Genomic DNA, 15,771 nt, shown 5'->3' with positions numbered 1-15,771 from the left:
CCGATCCCCGATCCCCGATCCCCGATCCCCTAAAAAGTACGGAAATTGCCCTTACATTTGAGCAACAACCGAACTCGAATTTATTTTAGTTTTGTTAATTTAAAATCAGAGTCACTATATATAAAGTTCTACCTAGTACTCTGTCAAGTTTAAATTGATGGATAAAAAAGTTTGTAGTAAAGACTGTACACGCTGCGTTCCCACAGGGTAGTCTTTATTTTTAAGCACGCTTGGTGCTTACTACAAACCCTTAATTTAAACTTGAAAAATTACTGGTGTAAGATACTGAACCCTTTATTTTACAAAAAAACATAAAGTTAAATACTAGAGGAGTATTGTAGATGGCTACAACCGATTTTAAAGATTATTATGCAGTTTTGGGAGTCAATAAAACTGCTAGTGCAGATGAAATTAAACAAGCTTTTCGGAAATTAGCCCGCAAATATCATCCTGACGTTAACCCTGGCAATAAACAGGCAGAAGCACGCTTCAAAGAAATTAATGAAGCTTATGAGGTTTTGTCAGATCCAGAGAAACGGCAAAAATATGATCAATTTGGTCAATATTGGAAACAAGTTGGTCAAGGTTTCCCTGGTGGTGGTGCTGGTGTTGATATGGGTGGCTTTGACTTTAGCCAATACGGTAGTTTTGATGATTTCATCAACGAATTATTAGGACGCTTTGGTGGAGGTGGTACTCGCAGCACCAGACAATCCTATAGCTACCGTACTTCTACTGGTGCTGGACCTAGTGGTTATGCTGGTTATGGTGGTGGTTATGGTGATTTTGGTTTCCAAGATGTGGGTGCAGCTACGCCTCAAGACAGCGAAGCTATCATTTCTTTGACTTTTTCTGAAGCGTTTCATGGTGTACAAAAGCGCTTTAATCTTGGTAACGAAACTATTGATGTCCGCATTCCCGCCGGTGCAAAACCTGGTACTCGCCTCCGGGTGCGTGGAAAAGGTCAAATCAGTCCTCTGACGCAACAGCGAGGTGATTTGTACCTAAAAGTTGAGCTTCAATCTCACCCCTTCTTTCAGTTTGAAGGTGATAACTTGGTATGCGAAGTGCCAATTACCCCAGATGAAGCGGTTTTGGGAGCTTCTATAGAAGTACCTACTCCTGATGGTAGTGTGAATGTCAAGCTTCCTGCGGGAGTACGTTCTGGTCAATCCTTGCGTCTGCGTGGTAAAGGCTGGCCGCAACCTAAGAGTGGGCGTAGTGACCAGTTAGTGAAAATTGCGATCGCCACTCCTAGAGACATCAGTCAACAAGAGCGGGAGTATTATGAAAAAATCCGCACTATTCGTACTTATAATCCCCGCAGTAATTTACAAAATATTAGGCTGTGACAATTTTGGATTTTGGATTTTAGATTTTAGATTGGGAATTGTTAGTAGTTAGATGTTTATTAGTAACTATTAACTACTAACTACTAACTACTAATTATTTTTACTTAATTGTATTTTTAATATTAGCTATTGCATTATATTGCCCTAGCAATGTTTCTATACTCGCATTGTGGTCTAAGAAAGAGAACAAATGCTTATAACGAAGCCTACCTTCTTGATCTAAAACAAATTGTGCTGGTAAAGGTGCTCCCAAAGCTTGACCAACATTATAAGTCCGAAACACTCGGCAGGTCGGATCACTCAGTAACGGCATCTTTAAGCCTAAATCTTTCACAACTATTTGACTTTGCCGTTCGTCGGTACTAGTAATCATCAAAACTTCTATGCCTTGATCTTGAAATTGCTCGTAGTTTTCATTTAAGGCTTTGATGTGTGGATAGCAAAAGGGACAATATTGTTTTTCTGTAAAAATCCGAGTAAAAGCAAGTAATACTGGTTGTTTATTTCTGTAATTTGATAATTTTATCAAAGAATTATTGGTAATATCTGGCAGTTGAAAATCCGGTGTTAAAAATCCCAATGGTATTTCATTACCAGCTGGAATTGGTAAAAAATTACGAAAAAAACGCTCATTAAATAAACCACTAAAATCAGTTGAAACTAACATAATTTATCCTCAATAAAAATATCAAAGTTATTACATAAACAAACCACAGACAACATACAAAATGCCACGGATTAATTTATCTCTGTGTACATATATGTATCTCTGTGGTCAATTTAACTTAACTTAACTTAACTTAACTTATTAGACAGATTTGACATCTTGCGTGAGATAGATTGGCTAGGCAATCAGCCTAATACCAATCTACGTAATACACCAAGCCCTCTGGGCAAGGTAGAAATTAAACAGCAGAGAAGTAAACTTTAGACTTGACAGGGTCAGGAACCATGGTCTTGTCACCAGGCTGCCAACCAGCAGGACAAACTTCATCGGGGTGAGACTGCACGTACTGAATAGCTTGCAGTGTCCGCAGAGTTTCATCTACGTTACGACCAAAGGCGAGGTTGTTAATGGTCGCGTGTTGGATGACACCATCTTTGTCGATGATGAACAAACCACGCAAGGCTATCCCAGCTGCTGGGTCAAGGACGTTGTAAGCGCTGCTAATCTCTTTTTTAATGTCAGACACAAGGGGATAGTTGAGATCACCAACACCTCCAGACTTGCGATCCGTCTGAATCCATGCTAGATGTGAAAATTCGCTATCAACTGACACACCTAGTATTTCTGTGTTAATCTTTTTAAATTCTTCGTAGCGATCGCTAAAAGCTGTGATTTCTGTAGGACAGACAAAGGTAAAGTCTAAGGGATAGAAAAACACAACAACATACTTACCGCGATAATCGGAAAGTTTTATTGTTTTGAATTCTTGATCTACCACAGCAGTTGCTGTAAAGTCGGGAGCTGATTGACCAACACGGAGGCATCCTTCTGTAGACATATACTAATTCTCCTTGGAAATTATTTTCGTCTAGTAGTTCGCCAAAGTTTCTTTGGCGGTTTGGAAAAGAACATAGTATCAAGGGCATCATTTACCCTCTAACCTAGTAATTCTTTCCCAACCAATACCCTGAATTTTGGGTTGGCTAAGTACTAGCTGCCCGCTCATCTTGGGTGTATAGGTAATACTTACCTGTTTACGCCCTGACAGCTTAATTACGAACTGTTACAACTATATCATACTCATAACGATTTTGAGTAGCAAATGGCCGATTTAGATACAAGAGAATGGTTGCTCACGAATGGCTTGGGAAGTTTTGCCAGTGGTACGGTTTCTGATGTCCGCACTCGCACTTATCATGGTTGGTTATTTGCTGCGACTAATTCGCCTTCTGGACGTACTCTACTGTTTTCGCATCTAGAAGCTAGTTTGGAACTACCAAAGCAAGTTATAGCATTGGGGACAAATTTTTGGGGTAGTGGTCAGATTGATCCGACAGGTTACGAAGTGTTACGTCATTTTGATATTAATCCAGTTCCCAAATGGGTTTGGGGTCAAGATGACTGGCAGCTAACTAGGCAGTTGGTAATGCCCAAGGGATGGGGAGAGGGAGAGGGGGGACAGAGGGGACAGAGGGGACAGGGGGGTAATTTTTCTTCCAATGCCCAATGCCCAATGACGCCAGGTGCTACAACGGAGGGAACCTCCGCAACGCACTGGCTCCCCAATGCCCCATGCCCAATGCCCAATGACGCCAGGTGCTACAACGGAGGGAACCTCCGCAACGCACTGGCTCCCCAATGCCAATTGTGTCATCGCCTTTTAATTCAATATCGCTATGAGGGTAGGAATGAGGCGATTTTGAGGTTACGACTGCTGATCAGCGATCGCGATTTTCACAACCAGCAAAAAGCCACTCTACAGTTACAGTTTTCGCAATTGCTAGGACACAAACAAGTCTGTTTTCAAGGAATCAACTCAGGAGAGTTTGGCACACCTTGGCACTTGCGCTGGACACAAGGCAGTTACCAACCAGATGGATTTTGGTATTGGAATTACCATTTACCAGAAGAGACAAGACGAGGATTGAGCGATCGCGAAGACCTCTACAGCCCTGGTTATTTAACAGTTACGCTTGCACCAGGAGATGTAGTCACTCTGGAAGCAAAGGTAGGTTTTCCCGATCTTTTACAAAGTTCTCTGACAGACGATACCTTTGGAGAAGTTGTTGAAGCAGAACAAAAACGGCTGTCTTCGGTATTTGGATGGGATGAAAAAGGGACTGGTGATTGGGAATTATGGACTGGGGACTTGATGAATTTGAAAAATTATTCTAGTAACCAATACCCAGTACTTAATACTCAGTACCCTATTTGGCAGCAATTACTAAAAGCCAGCGATCAGTTTGTTGTTTTGCGAGCTTCTAATCGTGAACCTACTTTTATAGCTGGTTATCCTTGGTTCAATGATCGGGGACGTGATACCTTGATTGCTTTACCAGGTATAGCGTTGCTGACGCAGCGATTTGACTTGGCAAAAGCACTTATACACAGTCTTGGACGTTACTGTCGCCACGGTCTGATTCCCAATATGTTTCCTAGTCTGGAAAGTGAACCTGTTTACAATAGTATTGATACCGCTTTGTGGTGGATTGAAAGCTTAGGACTATATTTAGAAGCAACACAGGACTGGTTGTTTCTAGCAGAGCAATACTCAGTAGTACAGCAAATTTATAAAGCCTTTATTGGTGGTACGCGCTACAACATTCAAGTTGATTCTATGGATGGACTAATTGGTTGGGATGCTCGTGGTGTAGCCTTAACTTGGATGGATGCAGTTGTTGATGGACAACCAATTACACCCCGTTGTGGTAAGCCAGTAGAAATCAATGCTTTGTGGTACTCAGCTTTATGTTGGGCTTCTCGGTGGGCGGAAATTTTGAATGAGCAAGAAACTGTCGCCGAAACAAGTCGTTTTGCAAAACAGGCTCGACGTTATAGCCAACAAGCTCAACAGGTAAAAGACTCACTCCAACAGTTCTGGAATTCTTCGTTGGGCTACTTATACGACACTATAGAACCAGATGATCGCCGTAATTCTCAGATTCGCCCTAATGCTGTGATTGCGCTTTCCCTTACCCACTGTGCGTTTTCTATTCAACAGGGGCGTCAGATATTACAGATGGCTACTGAACGTTTACTCACACCCTATGGTCTTCGTACTCTTGACCCAGGCGATCAGGAATATGTTGGCAAGTATGTCGGTCATCCACAACAGCGCGATCGCTCTTATCACCAAGGTACTGTTTGGTGTTGGCTAATTGGCCCTTTTATTCGAGCTTGGAAACGTTTTTATGGCACAGAACCCTTACCTTTTGAATGGAAACCTCTGTTAGAACATTTTCTGACTGACGGCTGTCTTGGCTCCATCTCTGAAATTTTTGATGGTGATGCGCCCCACACACCTAGAGGAGCGATCGCTCAAGCTTGGTCTGTGGCTGAGGTACTCCGTCACCTTCGGAATTAAAAATTAAAAATTACGACTGATGAATCGATCACCGATCAAAACTTGTAGACACACATAGGTTTTTTATTTTTATGGCTCAGGTGTGATTCGAACACACGACCTAGGGCTTATGAGTCCCCCACTCTAACCGACTGAGCTACTGAGCCAAACTTTTCTCACTGATTTATAAATATAGCATACTAGTTTTGTAATGGCTAGTCCTATATATCTATAAATTTAATTTTTTTTCGTTGGTTATGGGTGAAAATTTGGAAGCCCACACTGTACTTGCGAATCCAAGCAAGTGTGGGTGATTTACTAGCACACAGAAACTATATGCGTTGTTGTGGAGGTAAGAAGGCCATAGGATTGACTGCACCTTTGCCAGATGCATGAATTTCAAAGTGGCTATGTGGGCCTGTGCTAAAGCCAGTACTACCCATTTCAGCAATCATTTCACCTTGGTTTACTTGTTGACCTACCCGTACCAAAACTTTGCTGTTATGACCGTAACGAGTCAAACTGCCATCAGCATGGCGGATATCCACGACATTACCGTAACCACCGTTATTCCAACCAGCTTTTTCTACAACACCACCGGAGGAAGCATAAATCGGTGTACCAGTACCGTTAGCGATGTCAATTCCTTTGTGCATCCGTCCCCAACGCCAGCCATAACCGGAGGTGAGGACTCCTTTAGCTGGCCAAATATAGCCTTTAGCTGTAGGTGTAATTTCTTCTATTGGTTTAGGCAGATATGTATCGACTGCTGCTAATGGTGGTAATTCTGGAGAAACTTGAGTTCCTCGTTTTGCACCAAGCGAGTCAGAAGCATTTACACCGATAGAAGGCGTTGTGACTTTGCGATTTTGATTGGCAAATTCTGGATTAATTAGCTCATTGTTCTGTCTATGAGAACGGAATGAGGGATTATTCGGCTGCACACTGTAGGTTGCTCCCTTTGGTTTGGGAACTGGGATTGACACTGGTAGCGTATCAGGCTTAATGGTTGAGGTCGGTACTATTACATTGCTAGTAGGTCTGGAAACTTTAATTGGTATAGCAAAATTATTTGGTTGAGCAACTGGAATTTCTATAGCATTAGTGTTATTGCTAACTTCCTGTGCCACAACTGTGTTTCCAGACTGTTGAGCGCGATATTTTGATCGTAATCTCTCAATTTCCGCTTTTAAGCTGTTTAGTCGTGGATTTGCATTTTTGGCATTCTTTGATTTGGTAGTATCTTGTCTTCTAGCCAACTGCATTTCGGTAAAAGCAGTTGGTATGGGACTATCACCACCCATACCATAGGCATTTTCTGTGGTAGCTGTATTTGCTGTCGAATTAGTAGAACTATATTCTGTGTTAACTGTATTGGCTGAAATTTGATTGCGTAGAGGTAAAGACTCAATTGCAGAAGTGCTGGAATCAGGAATCTCCGAATTAGAGCTTCTATTGGTAAATTTGGGATTATGACTCAATTCAAAAGCACTGGAGTTAATCGCTACTGATGTTGGGGTGGTAGCTTTGCTTGCTTCAGTGGAAGGGATATTGAGTTTTTGATTAATTTGTAGTTGATTAGGGTTATTAAGACGATTTGCCTTAACTAATTCTGATACTGATGTACCATGAGAGCGTGCGATCGCTGCTAATGTATCTCCTGGCTTGACTTCATAGCCAGCGCTAGCCGATGGAGTGACAATTTTCGCTGCTGTAACCGTGGGTGTGATAACTGGAGTGGTAACTGTGGGGATGACAGCGGGTGTGGAGGTATTCAGTACATTTTTGTGCTGCTTCAATCTAGACACGAGGCTAGATTGGCTTGCATCACTTGCATCACTTCTGGTTTGGGACTGTAGTGTAAAAGTGTTGCTTGTATCTTGTGAAAATGGCTTAGTAACTGCTGTTGTTGATTGAGCTTGATTTACAGCAACTTTGGGTAATTCTGTAGTTTCCTCAGATCTTATTTGTGCCAGACTCGCTCTTAAGCGGTCTGATTTTTCCTGTAAGCGGTAGAGTGCAAATTCTTGCTGCGCTTTCAGTTGGGCATTTACTTCACTGCTAACTGTATTGTTTTCTACCAGTGTTGGCGGTTGAGCAGCAAAGGATAATAATGTGGTCTGATTTTGGATTACTCCAGAACTATTAGATAATCTTCTAACAGTGTCCAGTTGGTTTGTGGCTGTTTGTGTATTATTTTTGGCACTAGGAATACCCAGTTTGTTTGCCTTTGTTGGTACTACAACTGGCGTATGAACTGGCACAGATATTCCATTTGTGACAATTTGCCATTTTGCTCCAAGCCCAGGCACCTGTGAAACTGCTGTTGGTTCAACTAAAACATGGTTTTCAGGTCGGCTTATCAATGATCCAGTTTCAGGCTTGAAAGTATTTTTACGAGCAATTTTTGATTCTGCATCGGCCGCAACTGGAAGAGTTGAGGCTGTGTTTTGATTGCCTACTGGTTCCGCTGCTAGGGCTTGATCGCTTTGTCGAGTCACCAAAAGGCTAGTCGCTCCCATTGAGATTGCCAAGCCAATCATGGCGGCTTTTGTTGGTACGAGACGGTGAATACGTGAGTTAACTTGGTTCTGCGGTTCCACCGGTACTTCCTCGCTTTGGGTGTTTTCTAACACAGCCTTTTCTCTCTTTTTCAATGCTCGTTTCAAAGACGACCTCCTATGAACACTAGCGCTTAACTGACCTCGACACTAGAGCCGAGTCTTGGTCAATGATTTAGATCACATCAAACCCAGATCAACATCATACTGAACAGAGATACTTAGGCAAGATTAACTTGCTTCTTGAATTTAGACAAGTTCACATTTTTAAAATTTAGTAAAAAATTTATTTTTTGCTTGCTTGTCTGATCACTGCTCATAATTTACAATGTCTTGCTCTTTATAGTTGTCTCAAAACTTACTGTCAGGACTACTTGGCCGAGTAAATTACCACTGTAGATATTTAAAATCTTCAAAGATGTTTTACTCAATCCGTCATTCCAACATGAGACTGTAAGTTGATTATTCCCCAAAACACAACCGTATCAACTCATAGGCATGTTTACGCTCCTTTATGCTCCTACAACTCATGAATAGTTTACATATTCGCTCAAATGGTTAATCTGACATCGTTTCGTGATTTTTGTTCCTCACTTCAAAAAAAAACTAGTTCATAAAAATCTATCGTTCGATTTAACAATTCTGTCTTTTGCCATATACAAATTTCTTATAGATGAATATGGTTTTTTCTAAGTAATAATACTTGAAAATGCAATTTTTTTAATAATTAAGTATCTAATTTTACTTTTTGCTTGATTCTACTACAGCAGAACTTTATTTATATAATTACTACAGAAATTAAGATCTGATTAATTTGAAAGTATATTTACTTTAATTGTAAATTTCTATACCCTTTGTATTTTGTGATTCATTCTAAAGAACCCAACTGGCGATAAGCTTCAAATAACCCCACAGCAACACTTACAGAAAGATTTAAACTGCGAACTTGAGATTGATTCATGGGAATGTAGAGGGTGGAGTCACACATCTCAATCACTTTTGGTGGTAGACCTGTAGTTTCACTACCAAACAGCAGCCAGTCATCTGGTTGAAATTGAAATTTGGCATAGTTACAACTACCGCGTACACTGAATCCTAGCCATCTTCCTCCCCTTTGCTGATGTAAAGCTTTCAAGGCTTCTAAAGACTCGTGATAGTGCAGCTTGACATGTGGCCAGTAATCTAAACCAGCTCTTTTAAGATAGCGATCGCTAATTTCAAATCCTAAAGGCCCAACCAAGTGTAGTTCTGTACCTGTGGCTGCACAAGTACGAGCAATATTACCTGTATTCGGCGGTATGAGGGGATTAACAAGAACTACCTGAGGCATTTTTTCCCATCTTCACAGTATCTTTAAACGTAAAGTATAAAAACTTTCAAATCTATCTGTTGATAGAGGCTTCTTATAGCTTTTGTTAATAAATATCAACCTATCACAATTGATTAGAAATTTAAAACAAAATAAAGAAATCCCTCATACTAATCCGCGTTCTAAAACGTAATTCTCAAATGTGGAAAATTCGTAAGTGAACGTAATCTTTCTGGCATATCCATTAATTCTCTAAGCCCTTGGCACAGGGTATCAATAACGTCATGCATCGAATCAAACACTCTGTTGTAGAAATGCTTTTCGCGTACCTCCTCCCAGATATGCTCGACTGGATTTAGCTCTGCACTACGAGGCGGCTGGGGAATTAACCGAATATTCTCGGGAATAATTAAATCACTCGATGTATGATATGAAGCTTGGTCTACCTGTATGATGACAAAATACGCCGCAAAAACTTGTGCCACATGCTCTAGAAATAAACTCATCATATCCGTGTTCGCACAAGGTAAAACTAATGCTGCCATCTCTCCCAACGATGGTGCAACTGCCACATAAGCATAAGTATATTCTCTTACTATCTGTTGACCAACACAAGGACGTATTCCTTTAGGACTCCAAGCTCGCATTACTTGACCAATACGCCCAAATCTTCCTTGATCGGCTGCCAACAGGAGTACGGGACGATTATCGTCTGATTCTCGGCTGGAGATGGCTTGTTCGACCAGTGAGCCAAAGTTTTTTTAAAAGCTTCTTGTTGTTGTTGGTCGCCTTTGGGATGATAAGGACGAGGTGTTAATTTACGCCAACCATGACGCTCTAATAATCGATAGATGGTACTGGAATCAACCTCAGTACCCACCAGTTGTTCAAATGCCCTCAGGATCTGAGTAATCGTTGTGATACTGCCTGTCTGTGCGGCATCGCCAAATTGTTCTAAAAATGCGGCTTCCTCTTCTAGACTCAGGTAGCTGTTGTGCCTACCTCCTTTTCCTGAAGTCTCAATTGCTGCTACTCCCATACGGTTATAGTCACAAATCACCTGGTGTACTGTTCTGACTGTTGTACCCGTATGTAGAGCGATCGCACTCGCTGATCTAGGTTCCACTAAAGCATTGTAGACAATCAGCCATTTCTGTTGTCTGCGAGGATTGTCGCTTGTCCCTATTTTTTGTTTGATTTCTTCTAACGTTAGATGCGCCTTTACTCTACTTACTCTCACCATAACTATGTATTTATTTCAACTCCCACCTATTTCATCTATTTTACGCTTTTGAACGCGGATTAGTATCAGAATTTTCTCTGAGAGTCAGTAAAATGGTATTTCCCTAGAAGATGATTTTCTATACCCCAAGGTAGATGGTTACATCTCCAGAGAGTGTATCAATTTCCTGGAGATTAGGGGTGAGGTGTCAACCCCCTCTTATGACAGTGGATTTTTCCCATAAGTTTTGGAGGGGGGAGACAAGAGGGACAAGGGAAGGGGGACGAGGGAAAAAAGGGAGAAAAGGGGGACAAGGGTCAATCCAAAATCTATAGACGCTTCTGCGGCTACTTTCAGAAGCCACTCCGTGTCTACCCGCAGGGTAATCCAAAATCTAAAATCGAATGACTGGTTAGGTTAGTGAGGAGACACATAATTTACCTTCTAGTTCTGCTTCCCGTTCCTGTGTAGCGCGGATGGCTTGAATGATTGTAGTTTGAGCGCTAAAACCAACAGCATGAAGTTGTAACCACTGTTGGGCTTCATTTCCTTCGCGGAGAATTTTTTGTAAAGGTGAAAGGAAACAACTGAAGCCATGTTGTTTAGCAACTGACCACACTTGTTGATAAAGTTCAGCAATCCAATTTCTAGCGGTGAGAGTTCTCCCATCTTGCCAATGTAGCAGTTGGGCATCAAGACTAGAAGTTGCTGCTGCTATTTCATTGTTAGCAGTTAAAGAGATAAGTTCCTCTGGAGAAAAAGTACTTTGAGTTAAAGGATCAAGGTGAGGATTTTCGATTAGTTGTAATAGACGTGCTTCTAGCAAAGCAGTAATTGCTAATAAAGAAATCGGATCTGTAATTAAATCACAAATTCGCAATTCTAGACGATTTAAATCATAAGGACGGCGATCGCCATTTGGTCGTACCGATACCCACAAATGACGAACATTTTGCATTGTTCCGGCTACTAGTTGCTGTTCTACCCACTGAATATGATCGCTATGACTACTAAATAACGGTACATGGGCGGGTGTTTGTGGGAAGACGCCCCAACGAGTAGAATGATAGCCAGTTGCTTTGCCATCTAAGAAAGGAGAAGCAGCGCTCAAAGCCAGAAATAATGGTGCTTCTAGCCGAATCAACCGACAAGCACGCATAAGTGTTTCGGGGTCATCAATGCCAATATTAATATGGACGCTAGCCGTAACTACTTTTGTGCCGTAGGTTTGCTCAATGAAAGTATGATAGGAATTTGTGGGGTCAGAACGAAAGAAGCGATCGCTATTACCCAAAGACAAAGTACTACCTGGAATCAGAGTATAATTACCCAACTGCTGGAGATACTCTCGCAGTCTCAACCGAGGACGTAAGATGGCGCACAATAACTGGTCATAATTATGGTTAGGTGCAGTAATATACTCTACATTCCTGCTATCTGGCTCCCGCACATATCCATCCAAAGACGCAGTGATTTTGTCAGAGAGACCGACGATTTCACCACTAGGCGTGCCAGTGTACATCTCTATCTCAAAGCCTTTTAATAGCACCTTAATATTTCTCCTCGGCTCTCCTTACTTCTAAATTGTATCGAAAGAGACGATTTTCTGCATTGGTCTTTGGGGAGAGTTGGGGATTGGTCATTGGTCTAGAGACGCGATTCATCGCGTCTGTACAATGGTCATTTGTCAAAAGTCATTGGTCATAAATCAGTTAACAGTTACCAGTTTAATTTGATAACTGATAACTTGTCCCCAATTCCCTTTCCCCAATTCCCTTTCCCCAATTCCCTTTCCCCAATTCCCTTTCCCCGATCCCCTTTCCCCAATCCCCTTTCCCCAATCCCCTTTCCCCGATCCTAAAGATGAAAATGGCGATAGACTTCGCTTGCAGCACGATGCACAAGGGAGTGACGATAGACAACAGATTTGAGATCATCGGCGTAACCACCGCCAATGACGCAAGCGACAGGATAGCCCGCAGCCATACAAGTACTTAAAACTTGCATTTCCCGACGATAAATACCAGTGTCGGTCAAGGCTAATTTTCCTAAGCGATCGCCTACATGAGGATCTACACCTGCATCATAGAAAATCAAGTCTGGCTTGACTTGAGACAACAAATCTGGTAAGTATGCTGCTAAAGTTTGTAGATATTCATCATCTTCCATTCCAATGGGAAGCGGCACATCTAAATCGCTTTTTTGTTTAGTACCAGGAAAATTGACTTCACAGTGCATGGAAAAGGTAAAAACACTGTCGTCATTTTGGAAAACAAATGCTGTTCCATCTCCTTGATGCACATCCAAATCTACAATCAAAATTTTTTGGACTAGTCCTAGTTTTTGCATAACACGAGAGGCGATCGCTAAATCGTTGAAAATACAAAAACCAGAACCATAACTAGGAAAAGCATGATGAGTACCGCCAGCGGTATTGCAAGCTAAACCGTGACTCAGTGCTAACTTGGCAGTTAATATCGTACCACCTACTGCCACACAGGTACGATTAACTAGGACTGGACTCCAAGGTAATCCAATCCGCCGTTGGGCTTTTGAGTCCAGGGTTCCTGCACAGTAAGCTTGGACGTATTCTGGCGTGTGGACTAACTCTATTAATTCTTGTGGAGGACGTTCGGGGATATAAAATTGGCAGGAATGCGCCACACCATCAGCCAGCAATAGTTCGTAGAGTTGCTGAAATTTAGCCATCGGAAAACGATGTCCTTCAGGTAATGGTGCAACGTAATCTGAGTGATAAACCAAGGGTAAGTCCATTTTTAGCTATCAGCTATTTCTATAATTAAGTATGTATTAAAGTGTTTATTAATTACTATAAATTCAAATCAATCAGGAGTTTTAATGAGTAATTTATATGATGTCTTTATCAGTCATGCAAGTGAAGATAAAGAGATTTTTGTCAGAGAACTTGCTAGTAGGTTAAAACAAAAAGGCTATCGTGTTTGGTATGATGAGTTTACTTTAAAATTGGGAGATAGTTTACGTCGTTCAATAGATCAAGGTCTTTCACAATCAAAGTATGGAGTTGTTGTACTCAGTCCTAATTTTCTCAGAAAAGAATGGACACAGCGAGAATTAGATGGGCTTGCTGCCAGAGAAAATGCAGGACAAAAAGTTATACTACCTATTTGGCATCAAGTTTCCTTTGAGGAGATTCTTAAATACTCTCCTATTCTTGCTGATAGATTTGGAGTTAGTACCTCCCAGGGACTTGATTATGTTGTTAGCCAAATTATTGATGTACTTGGTTTACCAGTAGCTTCATCTCAGCCTAATGTAACTATAGACACTTTAAAATCTGACCATACTACTGCTGAAGCACCATATTTAGATGATCAAAACTGGCATTGTAACTGTACTATGTCAGTACGCTCAGGCAGTATTCTCAGCACGGTATTTTCCGCAGCAGTTAATACAGTGACCTTCAGTAGTGATGGTAAAATTCTTTTTAGCGCTAGTGAAGATTGGGATGAGCCGATCAAACTATGGAATCCAAATACTGGCCAAGAAATCCGTCTCATGGGTGGTTGGAAATTAGGTCGCTTTGCTTCTATTGCTATCAGTTCTAATGGGCAAATCTTAGTGATTGGTGGAACCATAATCGAATTGTGGAACTTAGTAACTCAGCAGAAAATAGGTGAATTAGGTAGTCTCTTTGGTCATCGAGATATAGCGGCACTAGCTATTAGTCCTGATCATCGTATACTAGCTAGTAGTAGTTTAGGTGAAAGTCCATTTAATTTTAGGGACTATGCAATTAAACTTTGGAGATTAGATACGAAAGAAAATATCTGTAATCTTAAAGGTCATTCTGCTGGTGTAAATTCTCTAGCGTTTAGTCGAGATGGTCACATTCTTGCGAGTGCAAGTAAAGATTCAACAATTAAGTTGTGGAATACAACAACTCTAGAAGAAATCTACACATTACCTGGACATCAAGGAAAAGTCAATTCTATCCAATTTAGTCGTAATCATCAAATTCTGGCGAGTGGAGGAGAAGATAGTCAAATTAAACTTTGGAATCCGCATACAGGTCGAATAACTACGACTTTAATTGGACATTCTGGTGGTATTACTTCTATTGCCATTAGTCCAGATAATTTACTTCTTGCGAGTGCAAGTAAAGACTCAAAAATTAAGTTGTGGGATCTCAATAAAAAACAAGAAATATGCAGTTTAGAAGGACATTCGGGTGAAGTACGATCTGTTGCTTTTAGTCCCAACGGTAAAATGATTGCTAGTGGCGGTAGAGATGCCAAGATTAAAATTTGGCAATTGAGTATTTAGAGTATGTATTTGTGAGCAGATATTTAACTTTTAAACCTGAGTTTGAGGAGTAAACAATGAGTCCAAAAGATAGGAGAATTCCCGAAAATCAGCAGTCAAATCCTTCAGGAGTAAATGGCAGAAATATGAAAAGATTAATTTATCTAGTTACTGCTATTATGATTTTTACTGCTGTTGGTGCATCTGCGGTGACTGTAATAGTTTTGCAACGGTTAGGTTTCATCGCCGGGAACTTAAGCCCCTCGCCTTCTCCAACTGAACTTCCAGCATCACCGACTAATTCTGTTTCTCCCATAGTGACAGAAACTCCTTCTGTTTCACCTTCTGAAAGCGTCACACCAGCAATTCCTGTTTCAACAGCTATCCCAACTTCTACAATTTCAGCTACACCAATCTTGCAATCATCTCTACTGAATACAGATTGTCAAAGTGCAACTCCTGGTTGGCGAGTAGAGAATATTCTCAAAAAAGTAGATGAATCAGGAAGTGTTGGTGGAGAAGTTCTACCCATACTTGTTGATATTGGTGGTTACAATCGATATATAGAAGCAGGTCAGCCTTTGGAAGCTGTTTGTAATCTCAATGGAAGTTTTACAGAACTAAATTTGGTATATGGAGTAAATAGTGGTAATCGTTATGCTTTTAAAGATAATAAGCTCGTATTTCGGGTAGATTTAGATAATAAAACGGTAGAAGCAAAAGAAGTAATTGTCGGTGAAAAGTATACTTCTAATCTGAATTTACAAGGAGTAAAAAATGTCAAATTAAGAGTTGAATGTCTTAAGAAATACTGCCCTCCTTTATCGATCGCACAAATGTCGTTGAAATAAATAAACAACACTACAATACCAGAGGAATCATACAAAACTATATTTGCTCAAGGCGATCGCAACCTAGTACTCTGACAAGTCAACTTTGCTAGGTGAATTAACTTCTCAAATTCTCTTTTTCTCTTGTTCTTGGCGCACTACCTTACGGAAGTCGCTTGCGCGTCTAAGGCGTCTTGGCGGTT

General features: G+C 40.9%; 12 protein-coding genes and 1 tRNA gene. 4 read left to right on the top strand and 9 right to left on the bottom strand.

Annotated features, from left to right (window positions below; translation table 11 throughout):
• Positions 1 to 341: 341 nt before the first annotated feature.
• Positions 342 to 1,352 carry a DnaJ C-terminal domain-containing protein gene (locus tag B4U84_RS19480; RefSeq protein WP_017310807.1) on the top strand — a complete coding sequence of 337 codons (1,011 nt, stop codon included), beginning with the start codon at positions 342 to 344 and terminating at the stop codon, positions 1,350 to 1,352.
• 100 nt (positions 1,353 to 1,452) lie between these two features.
• On the opposite strand, the gene B4U84_RS19475 is transcribed toward B4U84_RS19480, so the two are convergent.
• The gene (locus tag B4U84_RS19475; RefSeq protein ID WP_044447082.1) at positions 1,453 to 2,019 is read right to left on the bottom strand and encodes a peroxiredoxin family protein; all 567 of its coding nucleotides are present in this window, start codon (positions 2,017 to 2,019) and stop codon (positions 1,453 to 1,455) included.
• Positions 2,020 to 2,257: 238 nt separating this feature from the next.
• Positions 2,258 to 2,857 (bottom strand): peroxiredoxin, encoded by a 600-nt coding sequence (locus tag B4U84_RS19470; RefSeq protein WP_017310805.1) that lies wholly within the window; start codon positions 2,855 to 2,857, stop codon positions 2,258 to 2,260.
• 264 nt (positions 2,858 to 3,121) lie between these two features.
• Between B4U84_RS19470 and B4U84_RS19465 the strand changes: the two genes are divergently transcribed.
• Positions 3,122 to 5,383, top strand: coding sequence for an amylo-alpha-1,6-glucosidase (locus B4U84_RS19465; protein WP_131120183.1), 2,262 nt, complete (start codon positions 3,122 to 3,124; stop codon positions 5,381 to 5,383).
• A gap of 72 nt (positions 5,384 to 5,455) precedes the next feature.
• Here B4U84_RS19465 and B4U84_RS19460 read toward each other — a convergent pair.
• From B4U84_RS19460 to B4U84_RS19430, 7 genes are all read right to left on the bottom strand, one after another.
• Positions 5,456 to 5,529, bottom strand: a tRNA-Met gene (locus B4U84_RS19460).
• A 165-nt stretch (positions 5,530 to 5,694) separates the two neighbouring features.
• The gene (locus tag B4U84_RS19455) at positions 5,695 to 8,031 is read right to left on the bottom strand and encodes a peptidoglycan DD-metalloendopeptidase family protein (RefSeq protein ID WP_131120181.1); all 2,337 of its coding nucleotides are present in this window, start codon (positions 8,029 to 8,031) and stop codon (positions 5,695 to 5,697) included.
• Positions 8,032 to 8,791: 760 nt separating this feature from the next.
• The gene (locus B4U84_RS19450; RefSeq protein WP_017310802.1) at positions 8,792 to 9,253 is read right to left on the bottom strand and encodes a tRNA (cytidine(34)-2'-O)-methyltransferase; all 462 of its coding nucleotides are present in this window, start codon (positions 9,251 to 9,253) and stop codon (positions 8,792 to 8,794) included.
• A gap of 161 nt (positions 9,254 to 9,414) precedes the next feature.
• Complete coding sequence (locus B4U84_RS19445; protein ID WP_131120179.1) at positions 9,415 to 9,879, bottom strand: transposase; 465 nt, start codon at positions 9,877 to 9,879, stop codon at positions 9,415 to 9,417.
• Positions 9,879 to 10,475, bottom strand: a complete 597-nt coding sequence (locus tag B4U84_RS19440) for a winged helix-turn-helix domain-containing protein (protein ID WP_131120177.1) — start codon at positions 10,473 to 10,475, stop codon at positions 9,879 to 9,881. Before B4U84_RS19440 ends, B4U84_RS19445 begins: the two co-directional genes overlap by 1 nt.
• A 391-nt stretch (positions 10,476 to 10,866) precedes the next feature.
• Entirely contained in the window at positions 10,867 to 12,003 is a 1,137-nt protein-coding gene (gene gshA / locus B4U84_RS19435) for a glutamate--cysteine ligase (protein ID WP_131120175.1), read from the bottom strand.
• Positions 12,004 to 12,311: 308 nt separating this feature from the next.
• Positions 12,312 to 13,229 carry a histone deacetylase family protein gene (locus B4U84_RS19430; protein WP_131120173.1) on the bottom strand — a complete coding sequence of 306 codons (918 nt, stop codon included), beginning with the start codon at positions 13,227 to 13,229 and terminating at the stop codon, positions 12,312 to 12,314.
• Positions 13,230 to 13,313: 84 nt separating this feature from the next.
• Here B4U84_RS19430 and B4U84_RS19425 point away from each other — a divergent pair, with 84 nt between their 5' ends.
• Complete coding sequence (locus B4U84_RS19425) at positions 13,314 to 14,759, top strand: toll/interleukin-1 receptor domain-containing protein (protein ID WP_131120171.1); 1,446 nt, start codon at positions 13,314 to 13,316, stop codon at positions 14,757 to 14,759.
• 56 nt (positions 14,760 to 14,815) lie between these two features.
• The gene (locus B4U84_RS19420) at positions 14,816 to 15,589 is read left to right on the top strand and encodes a hypothetical protein (protein ID WP_131120169.1); all 774 of its coding nucleotides are present in this window, start codon (positions 14,816 to 14,818) and stop codon (positions 15,587 to 15,589) included.
• The last annotated feature ends 182 nt before the right edge of the window (positions 15,590 to 15,771 follow it).

The sequence above is a fragment of the Westiellopsis prolifica IICB1 genome (assembly GCF_004323185.1).
Lineage (GTDB): Bacteria > Cyanobacteriota > Cyanobacteriia > Cyanobacteriales > Nostocaceae > Pelatocladus > Pelatocladus prolificus_A.
This window is presented reverse-complemented; position numbering and strand designations above follow the sequence as displayed.